The 18,055-nt window shown below is 58.4% G+C and carries 12 protein-coding genes and 2 pseudogenes; 6 read left to right on the forward strand and 8 right to left on the reverse strand.

Annotation, left to right across the window (positions count from 1 at the left end):
- Nucleotides 1-1,690 precede the first annotated feature (1,690 nt).
- The 6 genes from BM399_RS18585 (at nt 1,691) to BM399_RS21000 (ending at nt 8,016) form a co-directional block, all read left to right on the forward strand.
- A complete protein-coding gene (locus tag BM399_RS18585) occupies nt 1,691-3,772 on the forward strand; it encodes an FUSC family protein (protein ID WP_092869294.1) in 2,082 nt (693 codons plus the stop codon).
- Nucleotides 3,762-3,992, forward strand: coding sequence for a DUF1656 domain-containing protein (locus tag BM399_RS18590; RefSeq protein WP_092869295.1), 231 nt, complete (start codon nt 3,762-3,764; stop codon nt 3,990-3,992). Before BM399_RS18585 ends, BM399_RS18590 begins: the two co-directional genes overlap by 11 nt.
- Before the next feature lie 38 nt (nt 3,993-4,030).
- Nucleotides 4,031-4,885, forward strand: a complete 855-nt coding sequence (locus tag BM399_RS18595) for an efflux RND transporter periplasmic adaptor subunit (RefSeq protein ID WP_210186977.1) — start codon at nt 4,031-4,033, stop codon at nt 4,883-4,885.
- Nucleotides 4,879-6,363 carry an efflux transporter outer membrane subunit gene (locus tag BM399_RS18600; protein ID WP_092869297.1) on the forward strand — a complete coding sequence of 495 codons (1,485 nt, stop codon included), beginning with the start codon at nt 4,879-4,881 and terminating at the stop codon, nt 6,361-6,363. Before BM399_RS18595 ends, BM399_RS18600 begins: the two co-directional genes overlap by 7 nt.
- A gap of 71 nt (nt 6,364-6,434) precedes the next feature.
- Entirely contained in the window at nt 6,435-7,286 is an 852-nt protein-coding gene (locus tag BM399_RS18605) for a LysR family transcriptional regulator (RefSeq protein ID WP_092869298.1), read from the forward strand.
- A 430-nt stretch (nt 7,287-7,716) separates the two neighbouring features.
- Nucleotides 7,717-8,016 carry a hypothetical protein gene (locus BM399_RS21000; protein ID WP_143117867.1) on the forward strand — a complete coding sequence of 100 codons (300 nt, stop codon included), beginning with the start codon at nt 7,717-7,719 and terminating at the stop codon, nt 8,014-8,016.
- A gap of 236 nt (nt 8,017-8,252) precedes the next feature.
- Here BM399_RS21000 and BM399_RS18610 read toward each other — a convergent pair.
- From BM399_RS18610 to BM399_RS18645, 8 genes and pseudogenes are all read right to left on the reverse strand, one after another.
- A pseudogene (locus BM399_RS18610) lies at nt 8,253-8,447 on the reverse strand (porin); the annotation flags it as partial.
- A 24-nt stretch (nt 8,448-8,471) separates the two neighbouring features.
- A pseudogene (locus tag BM399_RS18615) lies at nt 8,472-11,131 on the reverse strand (nitrate reductase).
- Between the two features lie 13 nt (nt 11,132-11,144).
- A complete protein-coding gene (gene nirD / locus BM399_RS18620; protein ID WP_092869462.1) occupies nt 11,145-11,474 on the reverse strand; it encodes a nitrite reductase small subunit NirD in 330 nt (109 codons plus the stop codon).
- A gap of 4 nt (nt 11,475-11,478) precedes the next feature.
- The gene (gene nirB, locus BM399_RS18625; protein ID WP_092869299.1) at nt 11,479-13,926 is read right to left on the reverse strand and encodes a nitrite reductase large subunit NirB; all 2,448 of its coding nucleotides are present in this window, start codon (nt 13,924-13,926) and stop codon (nt 11,479-11,481) included.
- A complete protein-coding gene (locus tag BM399_RS18630) occupies nt 13,923-15,236 on the reverse strand; it encodes an MFS transporter (protein WP_092869463.1) in 1,314 nt (437 codons plus the stop codon). The genes nirB and BM399_RS18630 overlap by 4 nt, the downstream gene beginning before the upstream one ends.
- 296 nt (nt 15,237-15,532) lie before the next feature.
- Nucleotides 15,533-16,756, reverse strand: a complete 1,224-nt coding sequence (locus tag BM399_RS18635) for a CmpA/NrtA family ABC transporter substrate-binding protein (protein ID WP_092869300.1) — start codon at nt 16,754-16,756, stop codon at nt 15,533-15,535.
- Nucleotides 16,757-16,758: 2 nt separating this feature from the next.
- Complete coding sequence (locus tag BM399_RS18640; protein ID WP_244531366.1) at nt 16,759-17,382, reverse strand: ANTAR domain-containing response regulator; 624 nt, start codon at nt 17,380-17,382, stop codon at nt 16,759-16,761.
- 80 nt (nt 17,383-17,462) lie between these two features.
- Nucleotides 17,463-17,939: a MarR family winged helix-turn-helix transcriptional regulator gene (locus BM399_RS18645; RefSeq protein WP_244531367.1), complete on the reverse strand. Its 477-nt coding sequence runs from the start codon at nt 17,937-17,939 to the stop codon at nt 17,463-17,465.
- Nucleotides 17,940-18,055 lie beyond the last annotated feature (116 nt).

Raw genomic sequence — 18,055 nt, forward strand, 5'->3', positions numbered from 1 at the left:
TCGATGGCCGAACCTTTCAGCTTTTTGGAAACCAAAGAAGGGTCGCAAGGCGCGAGTGGTATTCGATACCATGGGCTGGACCTTTCCATCCTGCGAGAAAGGACGCGTCCCTGCGATAATCCGTTAGAGGATTAATCCCGACGCATGCCTTACTCCTCATTGTGGGCGGAGGTCGTCGCTCGAGATCGCGTAGCTATGAAATATACAACGGCCCGGACAAGCGATGATTTCCCTACTTGCCGGCCAATTCAGTGTCACCAGTTGAACTAGCCGAAAGGCCTACCCGCTTCACCGGGTGCGGAGAAGCCGATGAGTACCGTGAGTTTCTTCGCGAAATGGACGCCAGTGCACTCTGAATGCCGAGGACGGAAAACTGCGCGTTCAGCGCGTCTGCGTGAAGCTCGGCTAGGAGATCGTGTCCCGCCTCGCTCTCTTCACGAACTCGCCCAAGTTTCCTTTGGAGGTCGTCATCGAACAATTAGCGAGATCCGTAAACGTGCCGTCGCGGCTGTCCCCGACGGACGCGTTCTCAGTTACTTTTTATCGGCCGGCCGCGCTCGCCAATTGCTCGTCGGCCAACGGCGGGTTGCCCTAAGCAGCCTTGAAGGACAACTTCCCCGACAAGGCAAAACACGCCAGACCCATGGGAAGTAAAAAATGCCGCCAGCAGACGGGATCGTTGGTGGAGAGGGCTTCCTCCAACAGTCACTGTTTTTATTATCTTATTTTCGATTTTCGGCACCTGATCCACAAATCAGTCCACAAACGAGGGAATAAGCGCTCATTTAGCCAGCTTGCCCGTCGAAACATCCCTACAAAGTCCACTTCATCCCATTAGCCGGCCTCGATCGACTGGCTCTGGTCGACGTCTAGCCACCGATCGGCATCGTCCGTTGTCGGGGCCATCGCGCGGTGACCGAGGCCGCTGCTGCCCGATCTGATCGAGGTCAACGCTGCTGATGCTGTTGCGCAGCCGAACTTGCACGGCAACGACCAAAGGCACTCGCGGCGATGGCTCTCGTGCAATTGGTGTTCAGAGGAATCTCATCGCCACCGGTTTACGATCTGCAGCGCGCCCCACGATCCCAGTATCGTAGCGACTATCCCGCCGGCGAGCGCGACAGACATCACGAGACCTCCCGCTTTTGCCAGCGACCAATCCAAATTCGCGACGACGCTGAGTAACATCACCATAACCATGCCGCCGAGTTGGGCCCTTAGCAATCATCGTCGATCGGGCGCAGGCGAAAGCGCCAGTCGGAAAGCCGGCGCTGAGCCTGTTCAAGCATTCGGTCGGGAGTGTTTGCGAGCTTTCCGCTAAGCCCTGCGCGCTCAGCCAGAGCTTCGGCGAGACGCGAAGGCAGCGCATTCACCTGCACGGAGCGCAGCGCGGGATGGAGCTTTCGGACGCTTCAGGCGCTCCGCAATGTCATCCCGGCTTCCGAAATACCGAGCGTCAGCCACTTAGCTGCTCTTGAATTTCTCCATTTGCCCCGGGGCTCCTCACTTCAAGATCGTCATTGGGATCGTCGGTAAAGTCATCGATCGCAAAAAAATTTTGGTTTGATCGAAATTAAATGATTTTGTCGTCGCAGAGCAGATGTGACAGAGCCTGGAACCAGATGCGGGCAGGATTCGGCAGACCCCCGCCGGATCCTGTCCGCCCGGGGGAGGTGTTCGTCGAACCCACATGTCACCATCCATAAACGCGACCCGCTGGCACAATCATCTTTTGTTGTTTGACTCCCACCGGCTCATCTTTTCCTTAAGCAGTTATCTTGCTTGTGTTTTGACGCTCGGGATCGCGTTCGCGGCCAGCCTCCCGCGGCCGTGGTGGGCGATTTTGACCGTGTACGTCACGGCGCAGCCCCTGTCCGGTGCGCTGCGCCCAAAGGCGTTGTATCGACTGATCGGGATTATTCTCGGCGCGCTCGTTGCCATCATCCTCGTTCCCAATCTTCAAAATTCTCCGGAATTGTTGGTTCTCTGCCTCTCCGCATGGACCGGATTGTGCATCTATCTTGCCGTCCTCGACCGCACCCCCCGCGCCTTCCTGTTTCAAATGGCCGGCTTTAGCGCGGCCGTTGCCAGCTTTCCCTATCTCGATGATCCCGGGAATATTTTTACGACGACCATATCCCGCGTCGAAGAAATGACTGTCGCAATCGCGATGGTGACGCTCGTGCATAGCGTGATCCGGCCGTGGAATGTCCAGGAAGTCATCTATTTCCGCGCGAAACGCTTTCTCGTCGATGCGATCGCGTGGGCCGATGGCGCTATCGACTTGCGCCATAGGAATCTTACCTACGCCCACCGCCAACGCGTCGCCTCCGACGTGACGGAACTCGGAGTAATCGCGATCCACTTGCCATACGACATGAGGGGGGCTGCCGGTGCCCGTGGCATGGTTCATGGTCTGCAACAGCGGCTTGCGGCGCTTATTCCGTTGGCTTCCGCTATAGCCCAGCGCCTCGACCTCTTAGACAAGAAAGAAATCGACCCTGAGCTCTCTCGACTGATCGATGATACGCGGACATGGTTGCGGGAATGCGCGGACGCGCCGACCAACAAGTTGGAAGGCATGGCGGCGCGTCTTGCAGCGCGCGCGCGATCTTTATCGCATAAGAACAGTGAAGAAAGGCGTTGGCAGGCGCTGATCGTCGCGAGCCTCACCGAACGCCTCGCCGAGTTTGTCGAAACGCTGCAAGAGGCCAAGAGCCTTACAGAAGCGCTTGATCAACCGTCAATGCTCGACCCTTCTTTAGCAATAGACGAAAGGCGCCCTCCAATTGCGCGCGATCCTGTCATGGCGGCCCTTGCTGGACTCGCGATGGCGGCGGCGATCATTCTCTATTGCGCGGTCTGGATACTGCTGGCATGGCCGTCGGGATCGGCAACGGCGGCGTTCGCGGCCCTCGTTACTTGTTCCTTTGCGGCGCAGGAAGATCCCGCGCCGATTATCGGCCGCTATCTCTTCGCGACGCTTGTGACCTTTCCGATCGCAGCGGCCTACATGTTCGCCATATTGCCGCTGGTCGATGGCTACATGTTGCTGAGTGTAGCCCTTGCTCCGGCCTTAATCGGCATAGGGTATATTCAGGCGGACTCGGCACGATCGGCGATCGCGCTTCCGATGTTCTCCTGTCTGATAGTCGGCCTTGGTTTTGTCGATTCTTTCCAGGCCGATTTCGCCGTGTTCGCAAACACTGGCATTGCCCAAGTCATGGGCATCGTCATTACGATTGCGGTCACGCGCCTTTTTCGTTCGGTTGGCATCGAACGGACCGCGCGCCGGATCATCCGCGAGCAATGGCGTGACATCGCGGCGTTAGCCCAAGGGGCGACGGAACCTCGTCTCAAGGATTGGACCGCTCTGGCGCTCGATCGGACGGGCCAGATCGCAGCGCGCATGGCGCTCGCAAGCGAGAGCGACGCGCTTCATGCCGCCGACGGCTTAAGCGATATCCGCGTGGGTCGGAATATTCTCCACCTACGAAAGGCCGCCGCGAGTGCAAGTGCGAAGGTCAAAAACGCAATCGAGAACGTACTTTCTGAACTCGCTCAAATATTTCACCAGCGCTATCGCGAAGCGAATGTGGCTCCGGCCGGCCCACAACTTCTGTCGGCGCTCGATGGGGCCATCGGCGCGATCCAAACAGCAGACGACCGAAGCGACGTGTTGCGGCAGGCCCTCCTCGCTGCCGTCGGCATTCATTGCAATCTCTTCCCAGCGGAGTCCAGGATTGAGGAGACCCAAATTCATGGTCGATGAAGTTCAAATTTTCGGCGTGTACTTTCCCGCCGCGCTCGTCTGGGCTGCTCTTGCGGCCACCTTAGCTTATGTCATACGGCCGCTAATCGCCAGAATGCCACTGCGTCATGTCAATAGCCACATGGGCATTCTCGATATCGCAGTGTTTGTGACTTTCTGGTGGGGGCTTTCCATTCTCGCCGATGCGCACGTATTGCCTCGGGAATTTCCTCTCCGATGAATGGCATGCTGTGGAGCCGTACGCTTGGAACCCTACTAATGGTGTCAATCACTCTTGTGGGAATGCAGGCGCTTTGGCGGCGCTATCAAGTCGATCCCCTAACCCGCGACGGAAAAATAAGGGCCGACGTCGTGCAAGTGGCGACCGACGTCGCCGGGCTGATCACCGACGTACGTGTTCGTGACAACGAGTATGTGCGGAAGGGACAAGTTCTGCTCGTCATGGACCGGCCGCGTTACGAACTTGCTCTTCAGGCAGCTGAGGCCCTGGTTCAAAGCAAGCAGGCGTCGCTGACGCAAGCGGAGAGGGAAGATCAGCGCAATCACACGATGAAGAATGTAATCGCTGCGGAAACCGTGGAGCAGGGAAGCGCACGTGTCGACGAGTTGCGGGGGGGACTAGCGCAGGCCGTAGCCGCACGCGACCTTGCGAAGCTCAATCTTGACCGTACCAACGTACGAGCGCCGGTCGATGGCTATGTATCAAACATGACCCTGCAGCCGGGAACATACATGAAGGCAGGGGATGCGGTCGCGGCTCTCGTTTACGACCAATCGATACGCATCGAAGGATACTTTGAGGAAACCAAAATTCCTGCCATCCATGTCGGCGATCCCGCCGTTGCCTTTCTTATGGGCGTGGCCGAGCCGATCCACGGACATGTCGAGAGCATCGCGACCGGCGTCGAAGACCGCGAGCGCAGCGATCGCGAATCCGCCCTTGCCAACGTTAACCCGTCCTTCCAATGGGTCCGTCTTGCTCAGCGCATTCCGGTCCGCGTGACGATCGATAAGCTACCGGCGGGGCTTAAACTGATCGTCGGGCAGACAGCAACAGTGGAAGTTAAGCCGTACACGGGAGAGGCAATCGTAAGGCGGAGCTTTCCATGGTGAGGAAGGAGACGATCGCAGCTTCGACGGTATGCTTGTTCCTCGGCGCATGCGTCGTCGGTCCCAATTACCAGTTGCCTACCAGTTCGCTCTTCAATGCGCCCGAGTCGCAAGGCTCGTTTTCTTCCAAAACGAAAGCCATCGTCGTTGAGGCGCCGGTCAGCAACTGGTGGCGGCTCTACAATGATCAAAGGCTCGGGGGGTTTGTCGAGAAAGCCCTTGTTGCCAATACCGACCTTCGCGCCGCGGAAGCCAATCTCGAGCGAGCACACGCTCTGCTCGCCGAAGCCGAGACCGCGCGCCAAATTAACGGCGCTGCAAATTTTGATACGAGCTACGTTCAGCAGTCGGCTGAATCCTATCTTAGCCACACCAAACCACCCCAGCATGAAATCGCGAATACCGGGATTTCGATCACCTATGACCTTGATCTTTTCGGGAGGATCCGTCGCGGCATCGAATCCGCGACATCGGCGGACGAGGCAGCTGTCGCCGCGCGCGATCTCGTGCGAGTGAACGTCGCGGCCGACACAACCCGCGCTTATGCCGATATCTGCAATAGTGGCAACGAACTGAATTCCGCCCGTCGCACAGTGCGTGTGCAGAAGCAGGCGATCGCCTTCACGGGCACGCTGGTCAGCAGTGGGCGCGCGGCCCGATTCGATATCGATCGGCAGCAAGGCCTATATGCAGAATTGCAGTCACGAATTCCTCTCCTTGAAGCCCGTCAACGTAACGCCGCTTATCGGCTGATGACGCTAGTCGGCGAGCCGCCCGAAAAATTGGACCGCGCGCTTCTCTCCTGCAAATCCCCGCTGGAGCTTTCCTCACCGATTGCTGTCGGCGATGCTCGCGCGCTGCTCAGACGCCGTCCCGATGTTCGAGCAGCCGAGCGACGGCTCGCCGCAGCCACCGCAATTATCGGCGTCGAAACCGCCGATCTCTACCCCGATGTGAAAATTGGCGCGTCTATAGGAACACAAGGTGCAGCTCCGGATTTGTTTGGAGCGCTGACCAATCGGTTCGGCGTCGGCCCGACCATAAGTTGGAATATCAATCAAAACGTGGCCCGCGCGCGCATTGCGGCAGCGCAAGCGCAAAGCCGCGCGGACCTGGCGAGCTTCGATAGAGCTGTGCTGACGGCCTTGCGCGAAATCGAAAGCTCACTTACGAGCTACGCATTCAGCCTCGATCGCCTTAAAAATCTCAAAGACGCGCGCGACCGCGCTGCCAAAGTGGCAAAGGATGCGCGCGAGTTGTGGCAAGGGGGCAGCACCGATGCGCTTACATCGCTCGAGGCTGATCGAAGCCTCGCGGCGGCCGAACAGGCCTACGCTGCGGGTCAGACTGACGTCAATCTCAATCAGATCGCGATTTTCCTAGCTCTCGGCGGTGGATGGGAGGCACCCTCACAGATTGACGCGGCCGAGGGACTGGCTGGGAAAGGGGAAACGAAAGACACGCACAGCCACGCCGGCTAATAGTAAAGACTAAAAAAAACAGCTTCGCGAGGCATCGTTCAGAGTACCCCCAGCAGCATTTAACGGCAGTCATGGACATAACTTCGGCACGAACTTTTTTGGAAGTCGTCAAGACAGGAAGCTTTGCGGCGGCGGCTGCCAATTTGCATGTAACCCAAACCGCCATCGGCGCAAGGATACGCGTGCTCGAGCAGGAACTTGGCCGCCCCCTCTTCGTGCGAAACAAGCTAGGCACTCAGCTCACGGCCGCGGGCCAAAAATTTCATTGCTTCGCGATAAGTCTTGTCAGACTTTCTGAGCAAGCGGTTCGTTCGATCGCGCTACCCCATGAGCAAGAAGCTGTCATCTCAATTGGCACGGAACTCAGCATTTCGGATCCTCTTGTCCCCTTATGGCTTGTATGGATGCGTCGGACGTATCCACAATTTGCGCTTTCGGTCCGCGTGGATACGGCAGAGCGCTTGATCGATCAGGTTCAAGAAGGCTTGCTTGATGCGGCTATCCTCTACGGCGCTCCGCGTAAGATCGGCTTAATCGCCGAGCTTATCTTTGAAGAAAAACTCGTCTTGGCAGAGGCCAAGGGCAGCACACAATCGGCGGCATCGCACGAGACCGTTCGGATAGATTGGGGCGAAGAATTCTCCGATGCCTTTCACGCCGCTTTTCCCGCAGCTCCGCCTTCGTCCGTAGCCGTTAGCTACGGGCCGCTCGCGCTCGAATACATTCTCGCGGTAGGCGGGCGGGGTTATTTCCGGCGCGGTTTCATCAAGCCATATCTCAAAGACGGCCTTTTGACCCTGGTACCCAATTCGCCAGAATTTTCTTATTCTGCTTACGTTATTCATTCCGCGCGAGCCGATGAAAACATTATCGTTCATGTTCGCGAAGGACTTCGCGCGTCCTCTGCTGGAATGGCCGATTGAAGCCCCTTTGGCAGACAAAATAATTGCGGTTTTTCCGCATTATTATGCTTTTGTGAAACATCTGTGTCGGTGCCATCTATTCATTCACGGACCAAATCCCATGAGAGTCGCCGAGATTGAATGAGACAAGAACCGGCGCCAGTCGATGTCCGTGAATTGAGGAAAGAATGGCCGAATATCCACGCGACATCGCAGCCCGCAATCCCCTCACAAGCGGGATACCATCACGAACGGCGCGAAATTCAGCTCGCCATGCCGAAAATAAAAATCGGCCGAACTGAATAGAGCCATTCACGGCGCAGAGCGCCAGCTGGAATAGCGGCAAGAAAATCATTTGAAACAGGAGTTCCCGCTTTCGGGCTGCAGCCGCAGCTCTCGAAGTGCTTCGTCTTGGGTTTTTTCCCGAAATAAAAGCTGAAAGGAGACTAACATGATCAAAGTTCTACCGGCTGTACTGGCGGTTGCATTTCTTTATCTCGCTCCTGTTCCGGCCGCCCATGCTCAGCCGGCATGTGATGGCGACTTCGCAAAAATCGGCGGACAATGGATTGCCACCCCGCAATGCCAACTCGCCGAAGCGCGATCCGCTGCTCATGTTCACAGTAGCGCCTCAAGAGCCAAAAGTGGCTCAGCACCCAAAGTTGATGATAACTTATCGCCCGAAGACATCTGTCGTCGGACGGCAGGCGATATCCGCAGCGCGACCTTTTGTTCGGCGTACAATGACTAGGGTCTTTTGCCCACGGCCGAGGCGAAGAACAAATTGCGGCGACCCAAGCCGTGAGGACTTGCCTCGGCCGTCAAATGCCAGCATGACCCCGGGATCAGCACTACCTCCCAATCGCGGTTGAACAACAATGCGGGAGCGGAGGAAGACTCTCTTGTTCGCAAGCGGCGCGCACGCAACCGCTATTCGCACGATCATGCGCAGGCGAGAGCGGAGGGTCTAACCGATCCGCGGACAGCATCCCACCAGGTCAGCTCCTGGCCGACGTAACCGGCTATCGCCAGAAAGACCTTGCGATTGCCTTTGCGTGCGGTCGTCGCTTCAAGTTCAGCAACACGCTCTTCAAGGAAGCTGCAGCAATAGCCACCAAGATCAGCAGCAAGCGACGCACTGGACAAGCTAACAAATGCACCAAACGCCAACTTGAGACGCAAATATTTGATTACTCGTTTCAACGGTCACTCCGCTGCTTCGAGGTTCTGTGCATCGAGGATGGCTCGGATTTCGGCGCGGCAAGAGCCGCAGCTCATGCCGGCTTGCAATGTTTCTCCAATCGCCGCGACGGTGCCGCAGCCTCGACGTGCGGCCGTCGCGATCTCATTGGCGCCGACACCAAAGCAAGAGCAGACGGTCGCGCCTTTGTCCGTGGCGCCGGCGCCCGGACGTCCGGCAATGAGCCTGAAGCGCACAGCCGCCCGGGCATGCGGCGCAGTGAGTTGCCCCACAGCCCAATCCCGTGAAACAGCCACGGGGTCCGGCGCGAGAAATAGCGCGCCCAATAACGCTTCATCGCGATAACAGGCGAAGCGATAGCGGCCGCTCTGGCGATCGTGGAACGCGATTGTCTCGGCATTCGGTGGCTCGCCGAAAAGTTCGGCGGCGAGCGTTGACCAATTTCCACGAGACGTGGCGAAGCCAAGCTCGACGCGCCAGCCTCCATTACACTTCGCAAGTGCCCAATATTCAGCGTCGATGCGCTTGGGCTTCTGAGAAAGAACCGCAAAGCCGAACGCCTCCGCGACGAAGCGTTCAACGCGAACGGCGATGTTCTTCGAAGCGGGTTGCCCGGAAACAGGATCCACAATTGCGGGCACAAGCGTATCGACGCGAGCCTTCGATGCGAACTGATCGGTCCAGTGCATCGGAACAAAAATCGAGCCTAGTCGTTGGCGCGCCGAGACAAGCGCGCGCACGATGATGAAAGCGGACCCGGTCGAAACCCGAACGAGATCGGCATCCTTGATGTTGTGGCGCGCGGCATCCTCAGGGTGAATTTCCGCAAATGGCTCACCGTAATGCTGTGAGAGCCGCTGGCTTTTTCCGGTCCGCGTCAACGTATGCCAGTGATCACGAATGCGCCCGGAATTGAGTGTCATCGGGAAGGCATTGGTTATCCGCGGAACGTCCTCAGCGCCGGTTGTGAGGAAGAGAGCCTTTTTGTCAGACGTGAAGAATCTGCCGTCGCCGAACATCCGAGGAGATGAAACAGAGCCCGCACGGCGGGGCCATTGAAATGGCTCAAGGCGATCGAAAGCTTCTTCCGAGATATTTTCGAATTCGCCGATATCGAAGTCGCGAGTGCCATTGTTCTCAAAAGCGGAAAGCGCTGCGTGCTCCGCAAAAATTTCTGACGGCGATTTAAAATCGAAAGCGTCACCGAAGCCCATGCGCTTCGCCACGTCGCAAATGATCTTCCAGTCCGGCTGTGCTTCACCAGGAAGCGGAAGGAAGCTTCGCTGCCGCGATATCCTCCGCTCAGAGTTGGTCACCGTACCGCTCTTCTCGCCCCATGCTGCCGCAGGCAATCGAACATGCGCATGGCGTATGGTGTCGGTGTTCGCGCTGACATCAGAGACAACCACGAACGGGCAATTGCGAAGAGCCACCTCGACATTGCCCGCATCGGGCATCGAGACCACCGGATTTGTCGCAACAATCCAAAGCGCCTTGATGCGGCCGTCGGAGACAGCACGAAACATATCGACTGCCTTGAGGCCGGTGCTCGTGGCCACTGTGGGCGATTGCCAGAAGCGCTGCACACGCTCGCGGTCCGCAGGCTTCCCGATGTCCATGTGCGCCGCAAGCATGTTTGCGAGGCCGCCGACTTCCCGCCCGCCCATCGCATTCGGTTGACCGGTGACGGAAAACGGCGAAGCTCCAGGCTTCCAATGCGCCCTGTCGCGAGATGACAATTGATGATCGCGTTGACCTTGTCGCTCCCGCATGAGGACTGGTTGACGCCCTGGCTGAAGACCGTGACCGTCTTTTCTGTCTGCACGAAGAGATCGAAAAAGCATTGAACCATCGCGTGGCTGAGGCCCGTTCGTTCGGCAATCGTCGGACCATCCAGTACTTCCGCAGCACTTAGCGCTTCTGCGTATCCCGAAGTGTGAGTCGCGACAAAATCCCGATCGATGGAATTCGTCTCGAGCAGATACTTGAGGAGCCCGACCAAAAGCGCAACGTCGCCATCAGGTTTGATCGGTAGGTGCAGGTCGGCGATGTCTACTGTCGCTGTGCGGCGCGGATCGATCACCACGATCTTCATGTGCGGCCGCTTTTCTTTCGCGGCGACGATGCGCTGATAAAGAACCGGATGGCACCAGGCTAAGTTAGAGCCGACGAGCACGATGAGATCGGCGATTTCCAGATCCTCGTAGCATCCCGGCACCGTATCGGAACCGAACGCACGCTTGTGCCCCGCAACAGACGATGCCATGCATAGCCGCGAATTGGTGTCGATGTTCGCGGAGCCGATGAAGCCCTTCATCAGCTTGTTGGCGACGTAATAATCTTCCGTCAGAAGCTGGCCCGAAACATAGAGTGCGACTGCATCCGGACCATATTCGGAGATCGTCTTCGAGAAGCGCGACGCGACAAGATCGAGCGCCGCGTCCCAAGTTGTGCGCCGTCCGCCGACCTCCGGGTAGAGCAACCGGCCATCGAGGTCGACGGTCTCGCCAAGCGCAGACCCCTTTGAGCAGAGTCGGCCGAAGTTCGCCGGATGATTGGTGTCCCCGCGCACGGTGACCTTACCGCTGGCAGCGACCTCCGCCACGATGCCACAACCGACGCCGCAGTATGGGCAGGTCGTTTTGGTCGGCTGCTGCGCTGTCATGAGAGTTTCTGCCTCAGGCTGCCCGATCGGCCGAGACGGCCAGACCGAGGAAGAGCATTTCGCCTTCGACTTTGATTGGGATCGCCCGCACGCTGCCTTCGTCGGCGCCGAGGGCCTTTCCAGTTTCGAGCGAGATGACCCAGTTGTGCAGAGGGCACGTGACGGCGGTGCCGTGGACGATGCCCTGGCTCAGCGGGCCGCCTTTATGCGGACAGTGGTCTTCGATCGCGAAGACGCGATCTTCGGCCGTGCGGAACACCGCGATTTTGCCTAGCGGTGTTTCGACACAACGCGCGCCTCGTCGCGGAATGTCGGTAATGCTGCCGATTGATACCCAGCTCATGTCGTCACTCCGCCGCATCAGCCGTGCCGATCGTCGCCATCGGCCTGAATTCATGCTTGTGAAGGCCGGAAACGCGCTCGGACCAGGGATCGACCTGCGCGAATTTCTGCGAATAGACGAAGCGGTCGTAGTAACCGTTACGCTTGTCGAGATCGTCGAGAATCTGGCGGCGGACTTCATCGATCGTCACGCGCTTCGCCCATTTGTAGATGCGTTCCAAATAGCGCGCTTGCTCGCGATACATCTGGACGAGCGCGACGATGACTTCGAGTGCTTCATCCTCTGTCTTGACGAGGCCGAGCACCTCGGTGCCCTTGATGTCGAGACCGGCGGCGCCCGCAAAATGAATCTCGTAGCCGGAATCAACGCAAATGACGCCGACATCCTTACATGTGGCTTCGGCACAGTTTCGCGGACATCCTGAGACCGCCATCTTGACCTTGGCGGGCGTCCATGAGCCCCACATGAACTTCTCGATACGAATTCCGAGACCCGTCGAGTCCTGCGTGCCGAAGCGACACCAATCGGTTCCGACGCACGTTTTCACGGTGCGCAGCCCCTTGGCGTAAGCATGACCGGAGACGAAGCCGGCTTTGCCGAGATCGGCCCAGACAGCGGGCAAATCTTCCTTCCTGATGCCGAGCATGTCGATGCGCTGGCCACCCGTCACCTTCACGGTTGGAATGTTGAATTTGTCGACCACATCGGCGATGGCGCGCAGCTCTTTGGCGCTCGTCACGCCACCCCACATACGCGGTACAACGGAATAGGTGCCGTCCTTCTGGATGTTCGCGTGAACGCGCTCGTTGATGAAGCGCGATTGATAATCGTCGGCATATTCGCCGGGCCAATCACAAATGAGATAGTAATTCAATGCCGGACGGCACTTCGCGCACCCACACGAGGTGGTCCATTCAAGCTCCTGCATGACGGCGTAGATGTTCTTGAGGCTTTTGGCTTTGATCAAGCGACGCACGTCATCATGGCCAAACGTCGTGCATCCACACATCGGCTGGACGGCTGCCGGGTTGTAGGCATCTCCGAGCGTTATAGACATCAGCTGTTCGACAAGGCCCGTGCACGATCCGCAAGACGCAGAGGCCTTCGTGTGTGCCCGAACGTCGTCCAGGGACGTCAGGTTTTTCTCTTGGATGGCGCCGACGATCTTCCCCTTGCAAACGCCGTTGCAGCCGCAGATCTCTGCGTCATCGGGCAAGGCTGCAACGGCCGCCATAGGGTCTAGGGGAGCACCTCCCTGATAGGCTTGACCGAAGATCAGGGTGTCGCGCATGTCGGTGATATCGACCTGCCTTTTCTTCAGGTCATTGAACCACGCTCCATCGGCTGTTTCCCCGTAGAGGACCGTACCGATGATGCGGTTATCTTTCAGAACAACGCGCTTGTAGATGCCCGCCGAAGCGTCGCGAAGAACGATCTCGTGGCGATCTTCGCCGTCTGCGAAGTCGCCGAGGGAAAAGAGCTCGATGCCGGTGACCTTCAGTTTCGTCGGCGTGTCGCTATGCACGAAAGCTGCTGTGCTTGCCTCATCGACAAGATGCTCCGCCGCGACGCGCGCCATTTCGTAAAGCGGCGCGACGAGACCGTAGACATGCCCACCGACTTCCGCGCACTCGCCAAGTGCGTAAATATCCGGATCCGAGGTATGCATCCCGTTATCTACGACGATGCCCCTGTTCGTCGCCAGCCCCGCTTCTTTTGCCAAGCCCGCATTCGGCTTAATGCCGGCCGCCATGACGACGAGCGTCGCGGGAATGATCCGGCCGTCGCCAAGCTCGACGCCTTCGACCTTCTTTTCTCCTAATATTGCCTTCGTGTTGGCTTTGCAGATGACTTTGATGCCGCGATCTTCGATGGCCCGTTGCAGCAAATATCCGGCGGCAGGGTCGAGTTGCCGCTCCATCAACGTCGGCATCAAATGCAGGACGGTGACGTCCATGCCCTGGGCTTCGAGACCAGCGGCAGCTTCGAGCCCAAGCAGACCGCCACCGATGACAACGGCTTTGGCACGGGATTGCGCCGCAAGCAGCATCGCGTTGACGTCGTCTAGATCACGGTAGCTCAGGACCCCGGCGAGAGTGTTGCCCGGCACCGGCAGAATGAACGGCACCGAACCCGTGGCGATAACGAGCTTGTCGTAGGGCTGGACGACGCCGTGATCGGACGTCACGGTCTTCGCCTCGCGATCGATCGCGACGATCTTATGCCCCTTGTAGAGCGTGATGCCGTTCTTGATGTACCAGCCGTCGCCGTGAATGATGATCTGTTCGTAGTTTTTCTCGCCCGACAGAACGGGAGAGAGCATGATGCGATCGTAATTGACGCGCGGCTCAGCGTTGAAAATCGTAACGTCGTAGCGGCCTGGTGCGCTTTCAAGCAGATGCTCGAGCATGCGGCCCGGCGCCATGCCGTTGCCGATGATGACAAGTTTCATGCCTGACCTCCCATCGGGATGAGAGATTTGCGAGCGGCAGATGATTTCGCAGAACTTTTCTCCATCCGCCGGATGGAAAGGTGCATCCAGACGAGAAGCGTCATGACAATCGCGAACAGCAGCATGAAGCAGCTCGTCCAGAGTCCCGTCACCTGATTGAGGAAGCCGAACGCGATCGGCAGGACAAAGCCGCCTAGACCGCCGATCATGCCGACGAGACCGCCGACGGAACCGACGTTGTCCGGGCAATACGTCGCGACATGCTTATAGACGGCGGCTTTGCCGATGCTCATGAAAAAGCCGAGCACAAATGCGATGCCGACGAACACCAGCGGACTGATCTCGAAATGCCTGGCGATCGGGCCATTCGTTCCGTGCATCACGTAGTCGGTTGGTGGCAACGACAGGGCGAGCGTCGCGATGGCCGAGACACCGAAGCACCAATACATGACGGCGCGCGCACCGATCCGATCCGACAGAACGCCTCCATAAGCGCGGAAAATGCTCGCCGGGATCGAATAGGCCGCAGCAATCATGCCGGCTGTTTCGATGTCGAAACCGTAGACGCCGATCAGATAACGCGGCAGCCACAGCGCAAGCGCGACGAAGGCGCCGAACGTGAAGAAATAATAGAAAGAAAAGCGCCAGACGCGAATGTCCTTCAGCGGCGCAAGTTCCATCGCGTAGGCCTTGGGCGCATCGCCTGTGCGGCGCCGCTCTGCCGTGATAGGATCGTCGGTCGTCGTGAACCAGAAGACGATCGCCATGACCGCCAACACGGCGGCCCAGATGAGCGCGACGGCGTGCCATCCCCATGCGACCAGCACGAACGGCGCGAGAAATTTCGTGACGGCAGAACCGACATTCCCTGCACCGAAGATGCCGAGTACGGTGCCTTGCTGTCCTTTCTGATAGAACCGCGAGACATAGGCAATGCCGACGGCGAAAGAGCCGCCGGCCAATCCGACGCCCAGCGCCGCCAACAGCATTTCAGGATAGGTCTGGGCAAAGACGAGAAGGGCCGTTGCAACGCTCGCCGCCAACATGTTGAGTGTGAAGATCAGACGGCCGCCGTAGCGATCCGTCCAGATGCCAAGAAAAACGCGGGCGAGAGAGCCTGTCAAAATCGGCGTTCCCGCAAGCAGTCCGAATTCGGTTTCGCTCAAACCGAGCTGCGCCTTGATGCGAATGCCGATGATTGCAAAGATCGTCCAAACCGCGAAACAGATCGTGAAGGCGATGGTCGACACCCAAAGGACTCGCCCTTCGGCAGTGGAAACCGTCAAGACGGAGTTTTCCTGTGCGCGCATGAATTGCTCCCGGTCGTAGCGCGGAAAACAAAAAAGCTGCCGGCCAAGCGCTCGCACCCGTCGAAACTGGGTGAGAATGCTTGATCGGCAGCTTTGCCTGGAGCGTCCGCCATTGGACGCTGATGAATCCTTAACAGCGGAAATCCCGCTGTTAAGGCGAGTTGAAACCTTCAACTCGGTTCATGCAACAAGGGATAATGGCGTCCTGCGATGCTTCGCAAGTCCAAACATTCAGCACCTTAGCGCCTCGTCCGCGCAAAATTTGTGCAGTGCACTTCTGACGCAGATCGCTTCTTTTACTGCTTCTGGCTCGCGATGTAGGCGTCGAGCTTGTCGGGATCGAACAGGCCGCCATCGAAAAATCCGTCGGGTCCAAGCACGAGACTTGCCCCGGATGAGCCAACCGGAGTCGCAGCGGTTAAGGCGCCCTCGACCTTGGCATTCGCAACGGGAAGCGCGATGCCTAAGGGCTTCAACGCCGCCCGATAGAGATCCGGCCGATATGTCTCGCGCGCGACTTGCGCGTTTTTGGCGGTGTGCTGCACTTGGCCCCAACGGACCATCTGCGAATAGAACCAAAGCGCGTGGCTCTTCCAGGGGAAGGTCGCGGCCTTTGCGAACGTCACGAAGAAATCAGAAACATCTGCCGTGCGCTCCTTGCCGATCGGCAACTGGCTGCGAAGCGCTGGCAACATCCATCCTACAGGCTGCGCGACATACAGCTTCTCCGCCAGAATCCGCGCGAGGTCGTCGTGATTGTGCGAATCTCCACACCATTTCGCGGCGTTGCCAAGGGCCCGCAACAATGCGGTTAGCGCTTCCGGATTTTCCTCTGCCCAGTGCGCATCCGCACCGAGAACCTTCTCAGGGCTCGATCGCCATATAGCGGCTTTCACAGTCGCGATGTGGCCGCGGCCAAGAAGAGCTGCGGCGGTGTTCCACGGCTCGCCAACGCAATAGCCATCGATGGTTCCACTCGCCAATGCGTCGACCATCAGCGGCGGCGGAACGATGACGATCTCGATATCGCGCAACGGATCGATCCCGCAGGCCGCCAGCCAATAGCGAAGCTCGTAGTTGTGGCCCGAGTACGGATGAACAACTGCGAATCGCAACTGCGGCTTGATCCCCACGACGCGTTCGAGAACGACCTTTTTCAGAGCTTGTCCCGCCGTTGCGGGATCGAAGTTCGCTTCTGCTCCGTGCGCCGACATGGCGTCCCAGACGGCATTCGAAACGGTGACCGCATTTCCGCCCAGGCCGAGCGCCATCGGAACGATCGTCGGAACGGCAAGTGGCGTCAGGCCGAGATTGCAGGCAATCGGCATGGGCGCCAGCATGTGCGCGACCTGGAAGTGTCCAACGGCAAGGCGATCACGGATGTTGGCCCATGACATCTCGCGTACCAACATGAGGTCGATGCCCTCAGCCTCGGCGAACCCCATTTCTTTCGCCGTGACGAGCACCGCACTATCGAGAAGAGGCATGAAGCCCGCAGTGATCTGGTGCGATATAGCCATATTCACTCCTCCTCGTTGGGTGGTGCGAGGAGCCCGGCTGCTGTGATCAGGCTTTCGGCAATTTCCGAGATCTTCCGGTTCTGGCTCATGGCCGTCTTGCGCAACAGCACGTACGCCTGCTGCTCCGACAAGCCGCGCGTCGACATCAAAATGCCTTTGGCACGTTCCACGAGCTTGCGCTTTTCGAGTTCGGAGCGCGCCTCATCGAGCTCTCGCGACATGCGCGAGAAAGCGTTGAAACGGCTGATCGCCATGTCGAGGACAGGCTTGACGCGCTCTCGTTTTAGGCCGTCGACGACATAGGCCGAGACGCCGGCTTCAACCGCCGCCTCGATCGAAGCGCTGTCCGACCGGTCGACGAACATCGCGATCGGGCGCTTAACGGCGCGCGAAAGCTGGAACATGTGCTCGAGCATGTCCCGGTTCGGGTTTTCGAGATTGATCATGATGACGTCCGGCTGAATCTCCTCGATGCGCCGGGCAATACCGATGACATCGTGGACAATCGTCAGGTCGTCGTCGCCAGCTTCGCGCAGCCCCGCTTCAATTACGGAAGCACGGAGCTGGTTCTCGTCGATGACCAGAATGGAAAGTGGCTTCTGCCCCGCTGGCATATCTTCATCCATGTGCGAGACTAATCCGCCTACATGATTTATGCGCCCGGTCAACTATGCAAAGAAGCATGGGCCGGATGGCGCCCGCATCGTTACGACCCGTGCTCGCGTTCGAACTGCTCGAGTAATTTGCGCAGAGTAGGACGTATGCCTTTCAATTCTTCAAGGTGATTGACGGAAAGCGCGGCCAACGTTTCTTCGCCCTCTTTCGTGATGTGAACCTGTATCCGGCGCCCGTCGGCTGGATCGGTTTTCCTGACCACGAGTCCGAGGCTCACCAGCCGGTCGACGAGCCCGACCGCCGTATGATGACGAACGAGCAAGCGCTCCGCAATTTGGCTGATGCTAAGCCAGTCCTTCTCGGGAGCGCCTTTGATCGAGAGAAGCGCTTGATGCTGTTGCGGCGTGATGCCTGATCGAGCCGCCGCTTCCTCGCTGAAAGCTTGAAACTTGCGAAGCGCATAGCGGAATTCCGCAAGCGCCTCGTAGTTTGCCTTTGTGACCGCGCTGCGCTTCGCCGCACCTCTACGGGTCGGAGAAGGACGAGCCTCTGGGTGGCGCTTGTCCACTGCCACTCCCTTCATTCACATTCTGACGCTTCGCGCGGACAATAGATCGCACATCTCATTGGTCAACGGCGCGAACGAGAAGTCTTGAGCACCGCAGCCGCGTCGTTCGTCGCGGC

The sequence above is a fragment of the Hyphomicrobium facile genome (genome assembly GCF_900116175.1).
In the GTDB taxonomy this organism is placed as follows: Bacteria; Pseudomonadota; Alphaproteobacteria; order Rhizobiales; family Hyphomicrobiaceae; genus Hyphomicrobium_B; species Hyphomicrobium_B facile.